General features: G+C 62.0%; 16 protein-coding genes. 3 read left to right on the top strand and 13 right to left on the bottom strand.

Going from position 1 to position 17,679, the window contains the following annotated elements; genetic code table 11:
• The first annotated feature begins 18 nt into the window (after window positions 1-18).
• Window positions 19-951 (top strand): helix-turn-helix domain-containing protein, encoded by a 933-nt coding sequence (locus tag EJB06_RS08140; RefSeq protein ID WP_126073531.1) that lies wholly within the window; start codon window positions 19-21, stop codon window positions 949-951.
• On the opposite strand, the gene EJB06_RS08135 is transcribed toward EJB06_RS08140, so the two are convergent.
• The 11 genes from EJB06_RS08135 to EJB06_RS08085 form a co-directional block, all read right to left on the bottom strand.
• Window positions 952-1,350: a tautomerase family protein gene (locus EJB06_RS08135; protein ID WP_126073530.1), complete on the bottom strand. Its 399-nt coding sequence runs from the start codon at window positions 1,348-1,350 to the stop codon at window positions 952-954.
• A 46-nt stretch (window positions 1,351-1,396) separates the two neighbouring features.
• Window positions 1,397-1,813, bottom strand: a complete 417-nt coding sequence (locus tag EJB06_RS08130) for a MarR family winged helix-turn-helix transcriptional regulator (RefSeq protein ID WP_126073529.1) — start codon at window positions 1,811-1,813, stop codon at window positions 1,397-1,399.
• 40 nt (window positions 1,814-1,853) lie between these two features.
• Window positions 1,854-2,687, bottom strand: a complete 834-nt coding sequence (locus EJB06_RS08125) for an alpha/beta fold hydrolase (RefSeq protein ID WP_126073528.1) — start codon at window positions 2,685-2,687, stop codon at window positions 1,854-1,856.
• Between the two features lie 78 nt (window positions 2,688-2,765).
• Window positions 2,766-3,749, bottom strand: coding sequence for a branched-chain amino acid ABC transporter permease (locus tag EJB06_RS08120; RefSeq protein WP_126073527.1), 984 nt, complete (start codon window positions 3,747-3,749; stop codon window positions 2,766-2,768).
• Window positions 3,750-3,767: 18 nt separating this feature from the next.
• Window positions 3,768-4,652, bottom strand: a complete 885-nt coding sequence (locus tag EJB06_RS08115; protein WP_126073526.1) for a branched-chain amino acid ABC transporter permease — start codon at window positions 4,650-4,652, stop codon at window positions 3,768-3,770.
• Window positions 4,653-4,826: 174 nt separating this feature from the next.
• Complete coding sequence (locus tag EJB06_RS08110; RefSeq protein ID WP_126073525.1) at window positions 4,827-6,032, bottom strand: ABC transporter substrate-binding protein; 1,206 nt, start codon at window positions 6,030-6,032, stop codon at window positions 4,827-4,829.
• Window positions 6,033-6,085: 53 nt separating this feature from the next.
• The gene (locus tag EJB06_RS08105) at window positions 6,086-6,793 is read right to left on the bottom strand and encodes an ABC transporter ATP-binding protein (RefSeq protein WP_126073524.1); all 708 of its coding nucleotides are present in this window, start codon (window positions 6,791-6,793) and stop codon (window positions 6,086-6,088) included.
• Window positions 6,793-7,563, bottom strand: coding sequence for an ABC transporter ATP-binding protein (locus tag EJB06_RS08100; protein ID WP_126073523.1), 771 nt, complete (start codon window positions 7,561-7,563; stop codon window positions 6,793-6,795). Before EJB06_RS08100 ends, EJB06_RS08105 begins: the two co-directional genes overlap by 1 nt.
• A 162-nt stretch (window positions 7,564-7,725) precedes the next feature.
• On the bottom strand, window positions 7,726-9,360 hold the full coding sequence (locus EJB06_RS08095; RefSeq protein WP_126073522.1) for a GMC family oxidoreductase: 1,635 nt from the start codon (window positions 9,358-9,360) through the stop codon (window positions 7,726-7,728).
• 34 nt (window positions 9,361-9,394) lie between these two features.
• A complete protein-coding gene (locus tag EJB06_RS08090; protein WP_126073521.1) occupies window positions 9,395-10,432 on the bottom strand; it encodes an NAD(P)H-dependent flavin oxidoreductase in 1,038 nt (345 codons plus the stop codon).
• 254 nt (window positions 10,433-10,686) lie between these two features.
• Window positions 10,687-10,941 carry a hypothetical protein gene (locus EJB06_RS08085; protein ID WP_126073520.1) on the bottom strand — a complete coding sequence of 85 codons (255 nt, stop codon included), beginning with the start codon at window positions 10,939-10,941 and terminating at the stop codon, window positions 10,687-10,689.
• A 269-nt stretch (window positions 10,942-11,210) separates the two neighbouring features.
• Between EJB06_RS08085 and EJB06_RS08080 the strand changes: the two genes are divergently transcribed.
• Window positions 11,211-12,221: a 5'-methylthioadenosine/adenosylhomocysteine nucleosidase gene (locus tag EJB06_RS08080; RefSeq protein ID WP_441295157.1), complete on the top strand. Its 1,011-nt coding sequence runs from the start codon at window positions 11,211-11,213 to the stop codon at window positions 12,219-12,221.
• On the opposite strand, the gene ald is transcribed toward EJB06_RS08080, so the two are convergent.
• Together ald and putA are read right to left on the bottom strand one after the other, a co-directional pair.
• Window positions 12,191-13,306 (bottom strand): alanine dehydrogenase, encoded by a 1,116-nt coding sequence (gene ald / locus EJB06_RS08075; RefSeq protein WP_126073519.1) that lies wholly within the window; start codon window positions 13,304-13,306, stop codon window positions 12,191-12,193. The genes EJB06_RS08080 and ald overlap by 31 nt on opposite strands.
• A 34-nt stretch (window positions 13,307-13,340) precedes the next feature.
• Entirely contained in the window at window positions 13,341-16,988 is a 3,648-nt protein-coding gene (gene putA, locus EJB06_RS08070; protein WP_126073518.1) for a trifunctional transcriptional regulator/proline dehydrogenase/L-glutamate gamma-semialdehyde dehydrogenase, read from the bottom strand.
• Window positions 16,989-17,205: 217 nt separating this feature from the next.
• On the opposite strand from putA, the gene EJB06_RS08065 reads away from it, so the two are divergent.
• Window positions 17,206-17,661: an Lrp/AsnC ligand binding domain-containing protein gene (locus EJB06_RS08065; protein WP_126073517.1), complete on the top strand. Its 456-nt coding sequence runs from the start codon at window positions 17,206-17,208 to the stop codon at window positions 17,659-17,661.
• Window positions 17,662-17,679: the final 18 nt, after the last annotated feature.

Genomic DNA, 17,679 nt, shown 5'->3' with positions numbered 1-17,679 from the left:
CAACGGGGGACGACAGACATGACCGCTTTGCCTCAGATGCGCCACGTGGAAGCGCAGCGCTTCCTCAAGCCGCCCGAACTCGAACGCGAAAACTACGACGGCATCGTCCACTACATCGAGCACGGCTATCCCAGCCCGCGCGTGCGCTGGCACTGCCACGACGAGTACGAACTGCACCTGATCGTCTCCACCAGCGGCAAGCTGTTCGTCGGCGACTACATCGGCGAATTCTCTCCCGGCCACCTGGTCCTGACCGGTCCGCGCCTGCCGCATAACTGGATCTCGAGCAGCGTGCCGGAAGAAGGCGTGCTGTTGCGCGACATGATCCTGCAGTTCGCGCACGAACCGCTGGAGCAGGCCGCCAGGCTGATCCCGGAGCTGCGCGAGTTGCTGCCCCTGCTGGAGCGTTCCATCTACGGCATTGAATTCCTCGACATGGGCGCCGAAGCGGAGCAGGAATTCCTGCGGATTCGCGGCAGCGGCGGCGCCGAGCGCTTCGGCCATTTCGTCAACTTCATGTGCCGCCTGGCGCGCAGCAACCGCTACCGCCTGCTGTCGAGCGCGACGATGCGCTCCTACGACGACGAGGGCACCCTGGCCAAGGTCAACGCGGTCCTGAGCTACATCACCGACAACTACCGCGACGCGATCTCGGCCGAGGCGGTGGCCGACCAGCTCGGCATGTCGCTGAGCAAATTCTCGCGCTTCTTCCGCAAGACCACGGGCAACAGTTTTACCGACTTCGTGACCCGGCTGCGCATCAACAAGGCCTGCCAGTTGCTGATGAATACAGACCAGTACGTCACCAACGTCTGCTACGACGTCGGCTTCCAGAATGTGGCCAATTTCAACCGCCGCTTCCTGCAGATCAAGGGCGTCACACCCAAGCAATTCCGGCGCCAGGCGGGCGGGCGTTTCGGCGCCAGCGCGGCGCGGCCGGCGCAGGGCTGATCAGGCAAGACGATGCTGGTAGCGGTACTCCTGGGTCCGGCCGCCATAGCCGTAGGCGGCGGCGCGCACGTCGTCGACGTAGATGTAGCTTTCTTCGTGCAGTTCGCCGAGCAGCGCGCCGAAGCCGGCAAAGACCTCGGCGATATAGGCCGCCTTTTCATCCTTGGTGTTGGTCTCGTCGCTTACCTTGATATCCAGGTAGACGCTGTGCTTGCCCTGCGCGCTGAGCGACGCGCCGCCCACGATCCAGCAATCCGGGTCGACGAAGTCGATGGCGATGGCAATCAGGTCGCGCTTCTTCCCGAGAATGCCGATGGTCTTGTCCATCACCAGGTCGGCAATGCGGCCGATCAGTTCGGGGGATTTGACTGCACTGACTTTGATATTGATGATGGGCATCGATTTCTCCATATGATTAGCTATACAACTACTTGGGTAAAAAAAATCAGACCACTGCCGCGCGCGCCTGCTTGAGCGAACCCACGATGGCGGCGAACTGTTCCGGTTCGAGCAGGTGTTTCAGGCGCGCGGTCACGGCGCCGCTTGCCGCGTTGAGCTCATCGTGCAAGGCCAGCGCATCGGGCTCGGGAAATACCGCGCATTCCCGCCCGTCGCCGCCGGTGGCGCGGCGGTCGATCAGCCGCAGCTTCTGCAAACCGTCGAGCGAGCGCGTGGCGGTCGGGCGGCTGATCACCAGCTCCCGGGCCAGTTCGCTTTGCAGCAAGCCCGGCCGCGCCAGGATCGCGCGCAGCATGAATGCCTGCGACGGCGTCAGCCCGAAGGGCTTGAACGCGCGCGTCCATTCGCGCTCCAGTACCCGGGCCAGCGCAGTCGTATTGAAATACAGGCAGTGATCGAACATGCCTCCACTGTAACCGATGATAGTTCGCTATGCAACCAGTTTACGATATTGTTTCACGTGAAGCATCTGGGGCGAAAAACGCGAGCAGGAGGGCATTCACCTGCGCGGCCGCTTCCAGCTGGAGCCAGTGACCGGCTTTCTCGATGCGCTCGTACCGGAAACTGTCGCCGACATACTTCCCGGAGCCGCGCATCTGCGCCTCGGTCAGGGCCACGTCGCCGGCGCTCCAGACGCCCAGCACCGGCACATTGACGGTCGGCCAGGTACTGGCGCTGAACATCTTCAGGTTGGCGCGGTAATAGTTCAGGGCGGCAGTCAGGCGGCCCGGGCGGTCGAGATGGGCGCGCCATTCCTCGAACTGGGCCGGCGTGCTGGCCAGGCCGCGCAAGGAATGCCAGTCGAAGGCCCTGATCATCGATTCGGCAATGCCGCGCAGCTGGAAGACCAGCACGTAATAGCCTTTGAGCAGCTGCAGCGGCCCGCCCTCGGTGTACGCCGCCGGATGCCCTACCGACAGCGCCACGAAGCGCTCCACGCGGTCGGGCGCATGCATGCACACGTTCCAGCCGACCACCGAGCCCCAGTCGTGGCCGGCCAGCAGCACGCGCTCGATGCCGAGCGCGTCGAGCAGGCCCACCACGTCGGCGCGCAGGGCGTCCATGCTGTAGGCCTCCTCGCTGGCGGGCGCTTCGGTATGGCCGTAACCGCGCAGGTCCGGCGCGATGACGCGGTAGCCGGCGGCCACCAGGGCCTCGATCTGCAAGCGCCACACCGCGTGCGTATCCGGAAAGCCATGCAGCAGGAGCACGGCTTGCCCCTCCCCTTCGATCACGACGTGCATCGCAATGCCATTGACGGTCAGTGTGTGTTCCATCGTTCCTCCACAAAATCGGGACAAAAAAAAGCCGGGTCATGCGACCCGGCCAGGCGTGCGACCGTGCATTTTAAGCAATCATACGGTTTTTTTACGCATGCCGGAGGCCGCCAGCGCGGCGCCGATTTCGCCGACGATACCCCGGCGGAACAGCAGCACGCACAGGATGAAAATCAGGCCGGTGACCATGCCCACCGATTCGCCCAGGGTGTTGAACCATTCCACGCCCGTGTGGGTCGCGAGGAAGGTGCCGATATCGCCCAGCTTGTTTTCCAGGGTGATGATGATGAAGGCGCCGATGATCGGGCCCGACAGCGTTCCCATGCCGCCCACCAGGGTCATCAGGATCACCAGGCCCGACATGGCCCAGTGCACGTCGGTCAGCGTTTCGAAGCCCAGCACCAGCGTCTTGGTGGCGCCCGCCAGGCCTGCCAGCGAGGCCGACAGCACGAAGGCCACCAGCTTGTACTTGTCGACGTCGTAGCCGAGCGAAATGGCGCGCGGCTCGTTTTCCTTGATCGCCTTGAGCACCTGGCCGAACGGCGAATGCACGGTGCGCACGATCAGCGCAAAGCCGGCCAGCGCAATCGCCAGCACCACGAAGTACAGGCTCAGGTCGTTGCCGAGGTCGATCATGCCGAACAGCTTGCCGCGCGGAACGCCCTGCAAGCCATCCTCGCCATGCGTGAAGGGGGCGCGCAGCGCGGCGAAGTACACCATTTGCGCCAGCGCCAAGGTAATCATGGAAAAGTAGATGCCCTGGCGGCGGATCGCCAGCGTGCCCATCACCAAGCCGATCAGCGCGCTGGCCGCCACGCCGAGCAGGATGCCGACTTCGGTCGGCAAGCCGAGCACGGTCAGCGCGTGGCCGGTCACGTAACCGGCCGAACCGAAGAAAGCGGCATGGCCGAAGGACAGCAGGCCCGTATAACCGATCAGCAGATTGAAGGCGCAGGCGAACAGCCCGAAGCACAGCAACTTCATCAGGAACACGGGATAGCCGATAAAGGGCGCCGCCAGCGCGATCAGCAGGGCGACGCCGTAGGCGATGTTCTTGTTCATCAATGGCTCCAGTTCTGGTTACTTTTCTTTGCCGAACAAGCCGGCGGGACGGAGCAGCAGCACGATGACCATCACCACGAAGACCACCACTTCCGAGCCTTCCGGATAGAAGACGCGGGTCAGGCCCTCGATCACGCCCAGGCCCAGGCCGGTAAGGATGGACCCCATGATCGAGCCCATGCCGCCGATCACCACCACGGCGAAGACGACGATGATCAGGTTCGAGCCCATCAGCGGCGTGACGTTGATGATCGGCGCCGCCAGCACCCCGGCAAAGCCGGCCAGGGCGACGCCGAAGCCGTAGGTGAGCGTGACCATCAGCGGCACGTTGATGCCGAAGGCTTCGACCAGTTTCGGGTTCTCGGTGCCGGCCCGCAGGTAGGCGCCGAGCTTGGTTTTTTCGATGACGAACCAGGTCAGCAGGCACACGGCGAGCGAGGCGAACACCACCCACAGGCGGTAGTTGGGCAATTCCATGAAGCCCAGGTCGGTGCGGCCCTGCAGCAGTTCCGGCACGCCGACCGACTGGCCGGAGTTGCCGAAGAAGGAGCGGAACACGCCTTCGAGCAGCAGGGTGATGCCGAAGGTGAGCAGCAGGCCGTACAGGTGGTCGAGCTTGTAGAGCCAGCGCAGCATCGATTTTTCGACGAGGATGCCGAACGCGCCCACCAGCAAGGGCGCCAGCGCCAGCATGGTCCAGTAGCTCAGGCCAAAGCTGGTGACGCCGATGTAGGCGGCAAAGGCGCCCATCATGTAGAGGGCGCCGTGGGAAAAGTTAATCACATTGAGCAGGCCGAAGATGACGGCCAGGCCAAGCGAGAGCATGGCGTAGAAGGAGCCGTTGACCAGGCCGAGCAACAGCTGGCTGACCAGGGCCTGCAGGGGAACGCCGAAGATTTCCATGGCATCTCAGTTCATAAAGTAGGACCGGGGGAGCCGTCGTTCCCGCGCAGGGGAACCCCAAGTTGCAAGCGTCACCGTACGCGACGAAATTGGGTTCCCGCCTGCGCGGGAACGATGGGCTAGCTGGGAACAACGCGGCTATCGGCTTAGCGAATGTGCGAAACCCCGCTCAACTTACTTCCACAACGAACACTTCGTTTCCGCTTTGGTCGTGTACGCCTGCGCGCCAGGGATGGTCGCCACGACCTTGTAGTAATCCCACGGATACTTCGATTCCGCCGGCTTCTTCACTTCCATCAGGTACATATCGTGCACCATGCGGCCGTCCGGACGGATCTCGCCGTTCTTGGTGAACATATCGTTGATCTTGGTCTTCTTCAACTGCGCCATGACCTTCTCGCTGTCGTCCGTCCCCAGCGCCTTGACGGTGTTCAGGTAGGTGGTCGCGGCCGAGTAGTCGGCCGCCTGCAGCATCGACGGCGACTTCTTCATCTTGGCGAAATAGCGCTTCGACCAGGCGCGGCTTTCCGGGCTTTGATCCCAGTACCAGCCATCGGTGAGGAACATGCCCTGGGTCGTGTTCAAGCCCAGGGTGTGGATATCGTTGATGAACACCAGCAGGCCGGCCAGCTTCATCGACTTGCCCACGCCAAATTCGTTGGCCGCCTTGACCGCGTTGATCATGTCGCCGCCGGCATTGGCCAGCCCCAGGATCTGCGCCTTCGAGCCCTGCGCCTTGAGCAGGAAGGACGAAAAATCCGAGGCCGACAGCGGATGCTTGGAGGTGCCCGCCACCGTGCCGCCGGCGGCCTTGACCACGTCGGTCGTGTCTTTTTCGAGCGACTGGCCGAAGGCGTAATCGGCGGTCAGGAAATACCAGGACTTGCCGCCCTGCTTGACGATCGCGCCGCCTGTTCCACGTGCCAGGGCCACGGTGTCGTAAGCGTAGTGCACGGTGAACGGCGAGCATTCTTCATTGGTCAGGCGGGCGGTACCGGCGCCGATCGAGATGAAGACTTTTTTCTTCTCGGCCGCGATCTTGGCCATGGCCAGGTTGGCGCCCGAATTGGTGCCGCCGATCAGCATGTCGACACCCTGCTGGTCGAACCATTCGCGCGCCTTGCTGGCGGCGATGTCGGCCTTGTTCTGGTGATCGGCGAAGACGAATTCGATCTTCTTGCCGTTGATATTGCCGCCCAGGTCGGCGATGGCCATCTTGACCGCTTCCGCGCCCCCGGCGCCATCGACGTCGGCGTACACGCCCGACACGTCGGTCAGCATGCCGATCTTGATGGTGTCGTTCGAGATTTGCGCATGGGCTGGCATGGCGAAGCCGAGGCATGCGGCACTGGCTGCTAAAGCAATGATGTTACGTTTCATATTGTCTCCATGAAGGATGTAGATAGGGCTTGCTGCGGGCTGTCGCTATCCTGCTATACGCCCAGCAGTTCAGTCAGGACCGGCATCTTGGCGCTCAGTTCCGACGAAGCAAAGGTCTCGACGATCTGACCGTGCTCCACCACGTAAAACCGGTCCGCCAACGGTGCGGCGAAGCGGAAATTCTGTTCCACCATGACGATGGTGTAGCCCTTGGCCTTGAGCGTGGTAATCATGCGCGCGAGACCTTGCACGATCACCGGCGCCAGGCCTTCGGAAATTTCATCGAGCAGCAAGAGGCGCGCGCCGGTGCGCAGGATGCGCGCCACCGCCAGCATCTGCTGCTCGCCGCCGGACAGGCGCGTGCCCTGGCTGTTTTTTCGTTCGAGCAAATTCGGGAACATCTCGTAGATCTCGGCCACCGGCATGCCGGCATCAAGACCGGCCAGCTGCGGCGGCAGCATCAGGTTTTCCTCGGTCGACAGCGAGGAAAAAATGCCCCGCTCTTCCGGGCAATAGCCGATGCCCAGGTGGGCAATCCTGTGCGTCGGCAGGCCGATCGACTCGACCCCGTTGACCTTGATCGACCCGCTGCGCGCCCCGGTCAGGCCCATGATCGCGCGCAGGGTGGTGGTGCGGCCGGCGCCGTTGCGGCCCAGCAGGGTCACGACTTCGCCCTTGTCGACCCGCAAATTAACGTTGTGAAGGATGTGCGATTCGCCGTACCAGGCTTGCAAGTTCGAAATTTCGAGCGCGGCGGTCATCAGTGCGCTCCTTCGAGTTCGGCGCTGGTGGTGCCCATATACGCTTCCATCACTTGCGCATTGGTCGAGACCTCGGCGTAGCTGCCCTCGGCCAGCAGGGCGCCGCGCTGCAGCACGGTAATCTTGTCGCAGATGCCGGACACCACGTTCATATTGTGTTCCACCATCAGGATGGTGCGCCCGGCCGAGACCTTTTTAATCAGCTCGGTCACCCTGTGGACATCTTCGTGGCCCATGCCCTGGGTCGGCTCGTCGAGCAGCATCAGCTCGGGCTTCATGGCCAGGGTGGTGGCAATTTCGAGCGCGCGCTTGCGGCCGTAGGGCATGTCGACGGTGATTGTATCGGCGAACTCGGTCAGGTCGACCTCGGCCAGCAATGCCATGGCGCGGTCGTTGAGGGCCGAGAGCGACTTCTCGCTGCGCCAGAAATGGAAAGAGGTGCCCAGCTCGCGCTGCAGGCCGATCCGCACATTCTGGAGGACCGTCAGATGCGGAAACACGGCCGAGATCTGGAATGAGCGGATGATGCCCATGCGCGCAATCTGCGCCGGGCGCGCCGCGGTGATATCGTTTCCGTTGAACAAAATCTTGCCCGAGCTCGGCACCAGGAACTTGGTCAGCAGATTGAAGCAGGTGGTCTTGCCGGCGCCGTTGGGGCCGATCAGCGCGTGGATGTGTCCACGCTGGACGGTGAGGTTGACATCATTGACCGCGGTAAAGCCCTTGAACTCTTTGGTCAGGTTCTTTGTTTCCAATATGACATCTGTCATTGTGTCTCCGGTTTATTTTCATACCGCTTTGAAAACTTTTTTGTTCGACTATACACACAATGGTTTTTGCTAACAATACAGTATAACTACCATGCCGCCAGCCCTGATGCCTATCAGGCAAGCGACATGAAAGTGCAACTTTGCGGCGGATTCGAGGTCGTGTCAGGGGGCGGACCTGGCCGCCTGGGCGATCAGTTCCGCCGCCCGTTCGGCGATCATGATGGTGGGGCTGTTGGTGTTTCCGGATGTGATCAGCGGCATCACCGAGGCGTCGACCACGCGCAGTTTTTGCACGCCGTTCACGCGCAGTTCGCTATCGACCACCGCCATCGGGTCCCCTGCCCGGCCCATCTTGCAGGTGCCGACCGGGTGGAAAATCGTCGTGCCGATCTGGCCGGCCGCCTCGGCCAGTTCTTCATCGGTGCGAAAGGCGATCCCGGGTTTGAATTCCTCCGGCGCATAGCGCGCCAGGGCCGGCGCGGCCACGATCTTGCGGGTCAAACTGAGCGCCGCCGCCGCCGTCTTGCGGTCTTGCTCCGTGCTCAGGTAATTCGGGGTGATTTTCGGTGCGGCGTACGAATCGCTCGAGGCGATGCGCACATGCCCGCGCGAAGTGGGCCGCAGGTTGCACACGCTCGCCGTGAACGCGGGAAACGGGTGCAGGGGATCGCCGAATTTTTCCAGCGACAAAGGCTGGACGTGATACTGCAGATCCGGCGTCGCCTGGCCGGGATCGGAACGGGCGAACGCCCCCAGCTGCGACGGCGCCATCGACATCGGCCCGCTCTGCCTGAGCGCATATTCGATGCCGATTTTCATCTTGCCGAACCAGCTGGCTGCTGTGGTGTTCAAGGTGCGTGCATTGCTGACCTTGTAGATCATGCGCAGCTGCAAATGATCCTGCAAGTTATCCCCAACCCCGGGCGAGTCGACCTGGACCGCAACGCCGGCGTCGCGCAATACGGCTGCCGGCCCGATGCCGGACAGTTGCAGAATCTGCGGTGAACCGACCGCGCCGGCGGTCAGCACGGTTTCGCGCACGGCCGTGGCGGAGAACGCGGTGCCGCCGCCGGTAAATTCCACGCCCCGGCACACCTTGCCCTGCTCCGTGTGTTCGACGATCAAGCGTTCCACGTGACAACCGGTCATGATGGTCAGGTTCTCGCGCCTGGCGGCCGGCTTGAGGAAGGCTTTGGCCGTGTTCCAGCGAATCCCGCGCTTCTGGTTGACGTCGAAATAGTTGCAACCGGCATTGTCGCCGCCGTTGAAATCGTCGATCTTGCGGATACCGGTCTGTTCCGCAGCATCGCGGAAGGCATCGAGCAATGCCCAGGACAGGCGCTGTTTTTCGACCCGCCATTCGCCGCCGCTGCCGTGCAGCTCGCTGGCGCCGCCATGGTAATCCTCGCTCTTTTTAAACAGCGGCAAAACCTTGTCCCAGGCCCAGCCGGCGTCGCCGGTCAGGTCGGCCCAGCGCTCGTAATCCTGCGACTGGCCGCGCATGTAGATCATGCCGTTGATCGAGGAGCTGCCGCCGAGCACTTTGCCGCGCGGATAAATCAGCGAACGGCCGTTCAGGCCGGCATCGGCTTCGGTCTTGTACAGCCAGTCGGTGCGCGGGTTGCCGATGCAGTGCAGGTAGCCGACCGGAATGTGGATCCAGACATAGTCGTCGCGCCCTCCCGCTTCGATCAGCAGCACCGTCGTTTCGCGGCGCCGGGTGAGGCGGTTGGCCAAAACGCAGCCGGCCGTGCCGCCGCCAATGATGATGTAGTCGTATTCGCCTGCCGATTCCACATGCCGCTCCTGGTCTGGGTCTGTCTCGTGATAGTTATGTCGTGCGCATCTCGGCCACCAGCATCTGCATCAGTTTGGCGACCGGCATCGGCCGGGCGCGGCGGATCTCGGCCCCCGCCCAGAGCGACATCAGTTCGGTATCGCCGCGTTCGGCGGCGGCTGCCCGGATGCCCGTGGTCAGTGCGTTTTGGACAGGATACGCTGGAACTTGCTTTTCGACACTTTCCATCTTGCGCATGAAGGTGTTTTCCAGGCCGCGCGCGTAGCGGCCGCTGAAGGCGCGGGTCAGGCGGGTGGGCGTGTCGCGCGCATCGATCAGGCGCTGTTTATAGGCGGGATGAATGCCGGACTCGTCGGTCACGATGAAAGCGCTGCCCATTTGCACGGCCTGGGCGCCCAGCGCCAGCGCTTCGGTGATATCCACGCCGGTCATGATGCCGCCGGCGGCAATGACCGGTATTTCGACGGCTTGGGCCACCTGGGGCCAGAGTGCTTTTCCGCCCAGGGTGGCGTCTTCCTGCGGTCCAAGAAAGGTGCCCCGATGGCCGCCCGACTCGATTCCCGAGGCAATCACGGCGTCGGCGCCCACGTTTTCCCAGGCCAGGGCTTCATCGACGGTCGTGACCGTGCCCATCACATAGATGCCGGCGTCGTGCAAACGCTCGACCTGGGATGGGGTCAGGATGCCGAAGGTAAAACTGGCCGCCGCCGGACGCAGCTCGATCAGGGTGTCGAACTGGGCGTCGAAGTCCTGGCACCACTGTGTCGGCACGGGCAAGTTGCTCCAGCCGAGGCTTTCCCAGACGGGACGCAGCAGTTCGACGGCGGTGTCGACCTCTTCCGGCGTGGGAGCCGGCGTCTGTAAAACAAAAAAGTTCATCAGGAACGGCTGATCGGTCATCGACCTGATCCGGCCCACCTCGTCGCGCAAGGCGGCGGGCGACATCAGCGACCCCGCCATGCAACCCAGGCCGCCCGCATTCGAGACGGCGGCCACCAGTTCGGCCCGGCTGGCCCCGCCAGCCATCGGACCTTGCAGAATCGGAAACTTAAACAACGCGTGCAGTTCCATACCACCTCCCTCAGAGTTCGAAAGGACCTGTGGATAAGTCTATTGATATCCACAGGTACCGTTTGTGGATAAACGCGACTTTATTCACAAGCCAAAATTTGTCCCAAATTGATACCAGCCGGATACAGAGCTGGTCACCGACTTATACCTCTTGCAAGCGCCTGATTTCGCGCGTTTTTTTGCCATTATCCACAGAAACGCAGAACTGTTAACAACTACTACTAAATCTATATTTAACCTTTTTAGGTAAACCATCAAGACCTTTGAAAAACAGAAGCAGGAACCCCAAAGGCCCGGAAACCGGAAAAATTTTTCTTTGCTGAACAAAAAGTAAAAGTTTCCAAAAAAAAAGAATCGGCCGAAAAATCGGACAGGCCACTTTTCTGAAGACAAAAAAAAAGCCGCGAAAAACGCGGCTGCCAGGCATGAGCTGTGGATAAGCCGATGGATATCCACAGGATGAGATGTGCAGAACCGTCGACTTTGTTCACAGGCAAATTTTTGTCCAACAGTCATCCTGCACGGATACAGGCGTTTTCCAGCGACTTTGTCGACGCGTAAACCACTGATCCTGTTGATAAAACCCGACTTATCCACACAAAAACCGGCGTTTACTATCACTACTAAATTTGTATACATACTACTTATATAAAACCGTAAACCCGGGCAAGGCAGTGCATAACCTCGAAGTCATCCACAGCAAAACCACCCCAAACCCCAAAAATCCCCTGAAAACAAGCGTTTACAGCCGGATTCAGGCAACAGCGCGAAACCCGCGATGCAGCCGGAAGCCCCTGGAGGCACCGCCACGGCCATGACAGAGCCGGTGGACCGCAAGCCGGGACTGTCTGCAGAAATCGACGCTGGCGGCCTCCTGTACGCCTTCCTCGGCTTGCAGTGCACGCAGAACGGTTTATCCTTGTGGAAAACTCACGACTTACCCACACGCACGCTCACCAAAAAGGTTCTGCAAAGCATGAATTCAGGCAAAAACATACGTTTAGGCATCATTAGCGCCTTGCACGAAGAACAGGAGGGGCTCGTGGAAGGCATGCAAGGCCCCGCCACGCTCATGCATGGCATGCGCAGCTACACATCAGGGCTGGTGGCCGGAATCGACGCTGTGTGCGTCCTGTCGCGGATTGGCAAGGTTGCCGCCGCCATGACCGCGACCACGCTTGTGGAAAAGTACGGAGTTACCCACATCCTGTTCACCGGCGTTGCCGGCGCCGGCGATGCGGGCGTGAAGGTGGGCGACATCGTCGTGGCCGAATCGCTGGTCCAGTACGACATGGATGCCAGCCCCCTGTTTCCCCGCTTCGAGGTGCCGCTGACCGGTCTGTCGCACTTCCAGTCCGATCTGCCCATGAGCCAGCGCGCCGCCGGTGCGGCCAACGATTTCCTGGATAAGGACTTCGACACGGTGATCGATGAAGCGGAACGGGCGCAATTTCGCCTGGAGCGGCCGCGGGTGCACCGCGGCCTGATTGCCAGCGGCGATCAGTTCATCAGCAAACGCGCCCACCTGGCGCAGCTGAACGGCGCGCTGCCAGGCTTGCTGGCGGTGGAAATGGAAGGAGCGGCAGTGGCCCAGGTGTGTTTCGAGCTGGGCATTCCGTTTGCGGTGATCCGGACGATTTCGGATAACGCGAATGAAGAGGCGGCGACCGATTTCATGCGGTTCGTGAAATCAGTCGCCTCCCGCTATGCTTTTCATATCGTCACGCGCTTCTGCGCCGACCTGAAAAGCCGCCCGCCTCAGCCAAGCAGGGAGTCGGCCGGGGTGTAGTCGTAGCCGAGCGCCTGGGCAATCGCCGCGTACGTGACCTTGCCCTTGCAGACATTCAGGCCGTTTTTCAGGTGGGCGTCGTCGGCCAGGGCTTTTTTCCAGCCCTTTTCCGCCAGCGCCACCGCGTGGCCGATGGTCGCGTTATTCAAGGCGAAGGTCGAGGTGCGCGCCACCGCGCCCGGCATGTTCGCCACGCAGTAATGCACCACGCCGTCGACGATATAGGTCGGATCGGCGTGCGTGGTCGCATGCGAGGTTTCGAAACAGCCGCCCTGGTCGATCGCCACGTCGACCACCACCGCGCCCTGCTTCATGTTTGAAATCATGGCGCGCGTGACCAGCTTGGGCGCGGCGGCGCCCGGTACCAGGACGCCGCCGACCACCAGGTCGGCCGATAAAACCGCTTCTTCGATCGCATGCGCATTCGAATACTGGGTCGAAATCCGGTTGCCGAAGACCAGGTCGAGCTGGCGCAGGCGCTCGATGCTTTTATCGAGCACCGTGACGCGCGCGCCGGTGCCGAGCGCCATTTGCAGCGCATTGGTGCCGACCACGCCCGCGCCGATAATCGCCACATGGCCGGCCGCCACGCCGGGAACGCCGCCGAGCAGCAAGCCCATGCCGCCCTTGGATTTTTCGAGGTGGGCCGCGCCGGCCTGGATGGCCATGCGTCCCGCCACTTCGCTCATGGGCGCGAGCAGCGGCAAACCGCCGCCGGCGCCGGTAATGGTTTCGTACGCGATGCAGATGGCGCCCGATTCGACCAGCGCCGCAGTCTGGTCCGGATCCGGCGCCAGGTGCAGATAGGTGTACAGAATCTGCCCGTCGCGCAGCATCGCGCATTCCACCGGCTGCGGTTCCTTGACTTTGACGATCATGTCGGCGCGCGCGAAGATGGTTTGCGCGTCGTCGACAATGTCCGCACCGGCCGCCACATACTGCTCGTCGGATAAGCCGATCTCGGCGCCCGCATTTTTCTGAACCAGTACCTGGTGGCCGCGCGACGTTAATTCGCGTACGCTCGGCGGCGTCAGGCCGACCCGGTATTCGTGATTCTTGATCTCTTTTGGAACGCCTACGATCATGTCATCCTCCAAGGGCTAAGTTATTTTTACATCATTACAGACCTAAGGTCATCAGGCTTGCGTTTCCGCCAGCCGCAGTGGTATTCACGCACAGTGCGCGCTCGGCCACCATGCGCCACAGCGCAATCGCACCTTCTTCCGAGGTATCGATCACACCGACGATCGCGCCCTGGCGGCTTGCTAACACCGGCCACAATGCGGCTGCCAGCGATGCTTCCACCAGCGCAATCTGGAACTGGCATTGCACCGACTCCGCTTCGCTCACAAACGTCATGCGGTCCATCACTTCCGGCGGCAAGCCTTCGGGAATGACTTCCTTTGCGCGCGCCAGGACGATCGCCTGGTTGCCCGTCGCCAGGCACGCCGCCAGTTGATTGAGCAACACGCCAGGCGTCGCCGCCGCACACAAAATGGCGCCGCGCGGGGCAAACGACAAGCCATTGCGCTCGCCGGTCGGACCGGGCAGGGTCAGGCTCGTGCCCGCCAGGGTGGTGCGCATGTAATCTTCGGCCAGGGGAACCACGTGCTCGTGGCCGTGGGCCTTGGCCCACACCAGCAAGGCGTCCAGGCTCGGATTGCCGTGGCGCTCGTGCTGCAGCAGCGCCGGCGCGGCGCGCTGCAGGCGCTTGATGTAGAGCGGACCGCCCGCCTTCGGGCCGGTGCCGGACTGGCCTTCGCCGCCGAAAGGCTGCACGCCGACCACGGCGCCGACGATATTGCGGTTCACGTAGATATTGCCGACATGCGCGCGCGAGGTGATGAAATCGATGGTTTCATCGATGCGCGAATGCACACCCAGGGTCAGGCCGAAACCGGTGGCGTTGATCGACTCGATCAGCTTGGGCAAATCGTCGCGGCGATAGCGAATAATGTGCAGCACCGGACCGAATACCTCGTGCGTCAGTTCCGCCAGCGAGCCGATTTCGAGCACGGTCGGCGCCACGAAGGTGCCTTGCGCCGCCACGGCCGCCGGCACGTCCAGCGCAAAATGGTTTTTCGCGGTCGACTTCAGGCGTTCGATATGTTTGAGCAGGTTTTGCTGCGCTTCCGCGTCGATCACGGGGCCGATATCGGTCGCCAGGCGATCCGGTACGCCGACGCGCAATTCCTGCATCGCGCCCTTGAGCATCTTGATGGTTTTATCGGCGATTTCCTGCTGCAGGAACAGCACGCGCAAGGCCGAGCAACGCTGGCCGGCGCTATCGAATGCCGACGTCATCACATCCTGCACCACCTGTTCCGGCAGGGCCGAGGAATCGACGATCAGGGCATTCTGGCCGCCGGTTTCGGCGATCAGCGCAATGTCGCACGATTCCTTGACCGAGCGCGCCGCCAGGGTGCGGTTGATCAATTGCGCCACTTCGGTGGAGCCGGTGAAAATCACGCCTTTGACGCGCGCATCGGCGGTCAATCCGGCGCCGACGACTTCGCCGCGGCCCGGCAGGAATTGCAGGGCCGCGGCCGGAATGCCCGCTTCATGGAACAGCTGCACCGCGCGATACGCGATCAGCGGCGTTTGTTCCGCCGGTTTTGCCAGGACCACGTTGCCGGCGGCAAGCGCCGCCGCCACCTGGCCGGTGAAAATCGCGAGCGGGAAATTCCACGGGCTGATGCAGGTGACCGGACCGAGCGCCAGCACTTGCGCCGTGCCGTGCACCTGGGCCGCGTAATAGCGCAGGAAATCGACAGCTTCGCGGATTTCGGCGATCGCGTTCGGCAGCGATTTGCCGGCTTCGCGAATCGCCAGCGCCATCAGTTCAGGGTAGTTTTCTTCGAACAGGTCGGCCACGCGCGCGAGCATCGCCGCACGCGCTGTCGGGGCGGTGGTTTGCCAGTCCATGGCGTAATTGCTGGCGCTGTGCAGCGCCGTTTCCACATCGGCCGCGCTGGCGTCGCTGACTTTGCCGACCACGTCGAGGTGCAGCGCCGGATTGCGGACCGGCGCCGGGCTGCCTGCCACCACGGGGCCGTCGATCAAGGGCGCGGCGTGGTAATTGCGCGGCTGCGCGAGTGCGCTGCCGATATCGCGCAGCACGTCTTCATTGGCCAGGTCGAGGCCGGCCGAATTCTTGCGTTCCGCATTGAACAAGGCGAGCGGCAAGGCGATGCCGGGATGCGGCGCTCCGCCCTGCGCGCGCGACGCCTCGAACGGGTCGGCGATGAGCGATTCGATCCGGACTTTTTCGTCGACGATCTGGTTGACGAAGGACGAATTGGCGCCGTTTTCCAGCAGGCGCCGCACCAGGTAGGCGAGCAGCGTCTCGTGCGAGCCGACCGGCGCATAGATGCGGCACGGCTTATCCAGCTTGGCTTTGCCGACCACCTGGTCGTACAGCGTTTCGCCCATGCCGTGCAGGCACTGGAATTCATAATCCTGGATGCCGTCCTGCTGCGCCCAGGTGTAGATCACCGACAGGCTGTGCGCATTATGGGTGGCGAATTGCGGATACAGCAGGCCGCTTGCGTTCAACAGTTTTTTGGCGCAGGTCAGGTAGGACACGTCGGTATACACCTTGCGCGTATAGACCGGATAACCGGGCATGCCGTCGACCTGGGCGCGCTTGATTTCGGCGTCCCAATACGCGCCCTTGACCAGGCGCACCATGAATTTGCGGCCGCTGCGTTTGGCCAGGTCGATCAGGTAATCGATCACGAACGGGCAGCGTTTCTGGTAAGCCTGCACCACGAAGCCGATGCCCTCGAAACCGGCCAGTTCCGGGTCGAAGGCCATCGCTTCCATCATGTCGAGCGAAATTTCCAGGCGGTCCGCTTCTTCCGCATCGATATTGATGCCGATGTTGTACTGCTTGGCCAGCAACACCAGGCTTTTCACGCGCGGCAGCAGTTCGCCCATCATGCGGGCGTGCTGGGCGCGGCTGTAGCGCGGGTGCAGGGCCGACAGCTTGACCGAAATGCCCGGGCCATCCTTGATGCCGCGCCCGTTCGATGCCTTGCCGATCGCATGGATCGCCGTTTCGTAGGAGGCGTAATAGTTCTTCGCGTCCGCTTCGGTCAGGGCCGCTTCGCCCAGCATGTCGTAGGAATAGCGGTAGCCGCGCTGCTCGTTGTCGCGGCTGTTCTTGATCGCTTCGCCGATGGTCTGGCCTGTCACGAACTGGTTGCCCAGCATGCGCATCGCCAGGTCCACGCCCTTGCGGATCAGCGGTTCGCCGCCTTTGCCGATCAGCTTGGTCAGCGCCGAGCCGAGCCCGGTTTCGCTGCTGGTGCTGACCAGCTTGCCGGTAATCAGCAAACCCCAGGTCGCGGCGTTGACGAACAGCGAAGGCGATTCGCCCAGGTGCTTGCGCCAGTCGCCCTTGCTGATCTTGTCGGCGATCAGGCGGTCGGCGGTCTGGCTGTCGGGGATGCGCAGCAAGGCTTCGGCCAAACACATCAGTGCGACACCTTCTTCCGAAGACAGCGAGAATTCATGCATCAGCGCATCCACGCCGGAGGAACGCGTGCGTTTTTCGCGCACGGCCGAGACCAGCTTGTGCGCCAGCGCGTGCGCGTCCGGATGGGCTTTGTTGCCCTGCCCCAGCAGCCAGGCGACGGCCTCGGCTTCGTCGCGCCGGTAAGCGGCGGTGATGGCGGCACGCAAGGGCGTCTGCTCGGGCTTGATTTCAGCCAGCAGCGCGGAGAAGGGAACGAACGAAGTGGCCGAAGCAGCGGCAGTTTGCATTGAGAACTCTTTACTTGGATTGAACGAATCGACATTGACGAATTCGCGCACGGTCAACAAGGCTTTCCGTTAAGGAAACGATGTTGCGGCGTGCGCGAAAAGATGATTCGATTGTAGAGTGAATTCTTCTGGATTAATTCTGGTATTACAGAAGACTAGCAATAGATAGTTTTTGGTGAGACAATTTCACCAAATAAAATTTATTGCGGAGATCTCCATGCTGGACAAGATTAGCAAGAAAATTCTGTCGGAACTCCAGAGCGACGGCCGGATTAGCAATGTCGAGCTCGCGGCCCGCGTGAACCTGTCGCCTGCCGCCTGCCTTGAGCGCGTGCGCAAATTGCACGAATCCGGCTACATCATGGGCTATACGGCCCAGCTCAATCCCCAGTTGCTCGACGTTTCCCTGCTCGTCTTCATCGAGGTCGTGCTCGACCGCACCACGCCGGAAGTCTTCGACGCCTTCAAGAACAGCGTGCAGCTCATCCCCGAAGTGCTCGAATGCCACATGGTCGCCGGCGGTTTCGACTACCTGGTCAAGGCCCGCGTCAAGGACATGGCCGCCTACCGCGAATTCCTCGGCAAAACCCTGCTCCAGAAAGGCGTGCGCGAAACCCATACCTACGCCGTCATGGAAGAAGTGAAAAATACCACCAAACTGCCGATCAAATAAGCACTCGGTGGAAATGTT

This window comes from Massilia atriviolacea (genome assembly GCF_003953935.1).
GTDB classification, from domain to species: domain Bacteria; phylum Pseudomonadota; class Gammaproteobacteria; order Burkholderiales; family Burkholderiaceae_D; genus Telluria_A; species Telluria_A atriviolacea.
Note: the sequence above shows the minus strand (reverse complement) of the source record. Positions and strands in the feature narration are given on the sequence as shown.

Bases quoted from the DNA above. Each gene is read 5' to 3' on its own strand.
- EJB06_RS08140 (WP_126073531.1), top strand. From the start codon at position 19: ATGACCGCTTTGCCTCAGATGCGCCACGTGGAAGCGCAGCGCTTCCTC.
- EJB06_RS08135 (WP_126073530.1), bottom strand. From the start codon at position 1,350: ATGCCCATCATCAATATCAAAGTCAGTGCAGTCAAATCCCCCGAACTG.
- EJB06_RS08130 (WP_126073529.1), bottom strand. From the start codon at position 1,813: ATGTTCGATCACTGCCTGTATTTCAATACGACTGCGCTGGCCCGGGTA.
- EJB06_RS08125 (WP_126073528.1), bottom strand. From the start codon at position 2,687: ATGGAACACACACTGACCGTCAATGGCATTGCGATGCACGTCGTGATC.
- EJB06_RS08120 (WP_126073527.1), bottom strand. From the start codon at position 3,749: ATGAACAAGAACATCGCCTACGGCGTCGCCCTGCTGATCGCGCTGGCG.
- EJB06_RS08115 (WP_126073526.1), bottom strand. From the start codon at position 4,652: ATGGAAATCTTCGGCGTTCCCCTGCAGGCCCTGGTCAGCCAGCTGTTG.
- EJB06_RS08110 (WP_126073525.1), bottom strand. From the start codon at position 6,032: ATGAAACGTAACATCATTGCTTTAGCAGCCAGTGCCGCATGCCTCGGC.
- EJB06_RS08105 (WP_126073524.1), bottom strand. From the start codon at position 6,793: ATGACCGCCGCGCTCGAAATTTCGAACTTGCAAGCCTGGTACGGCGAA.
- EJB06_RS08100 (WP_126073523.1), bottom strand. From the start codon at position 7,563: ATGACAGATGTCATATTGGAAACAAAGAACCTGACCAAAGAGTTCAAG.
- EJB06_RS08090 (WP_126073521.1), bottom strand. From the start codon at position 10,432: ATGGAACTGCACGCGTTGTTTAAGTTTCCGATTCTGCAAGGTCCGATG.
- EJB06_RS08080 (WP_441295157.1), top strand. From the start codon at position 11,211: ATGCAGCCGGAAGCCCCTGGAGGCACCGCCACGGCCATGACAGAGCCG.
- ald (WP_126073519.1), bottom strand. From the start codon at position 13,306: ATGATCGTAGGCGTTCCAAAAGAGATCAAGAATCACGAATACCGGGTC.
- putA (WP_126073518.1), bottom strand. From the start codon at position 16,988: ATGCAAACTGCCGCTGCTTCGGCCACTTCGTTCGTTCCCTTCTCCGCG.
- EJB06_RS08065 (WP_126073517.1), top strand. From the start codon at position 17,206: ATGCTGGACAAGATTAGCAAGAAAATTCTGTCGGAACTCCAGAGCGAC.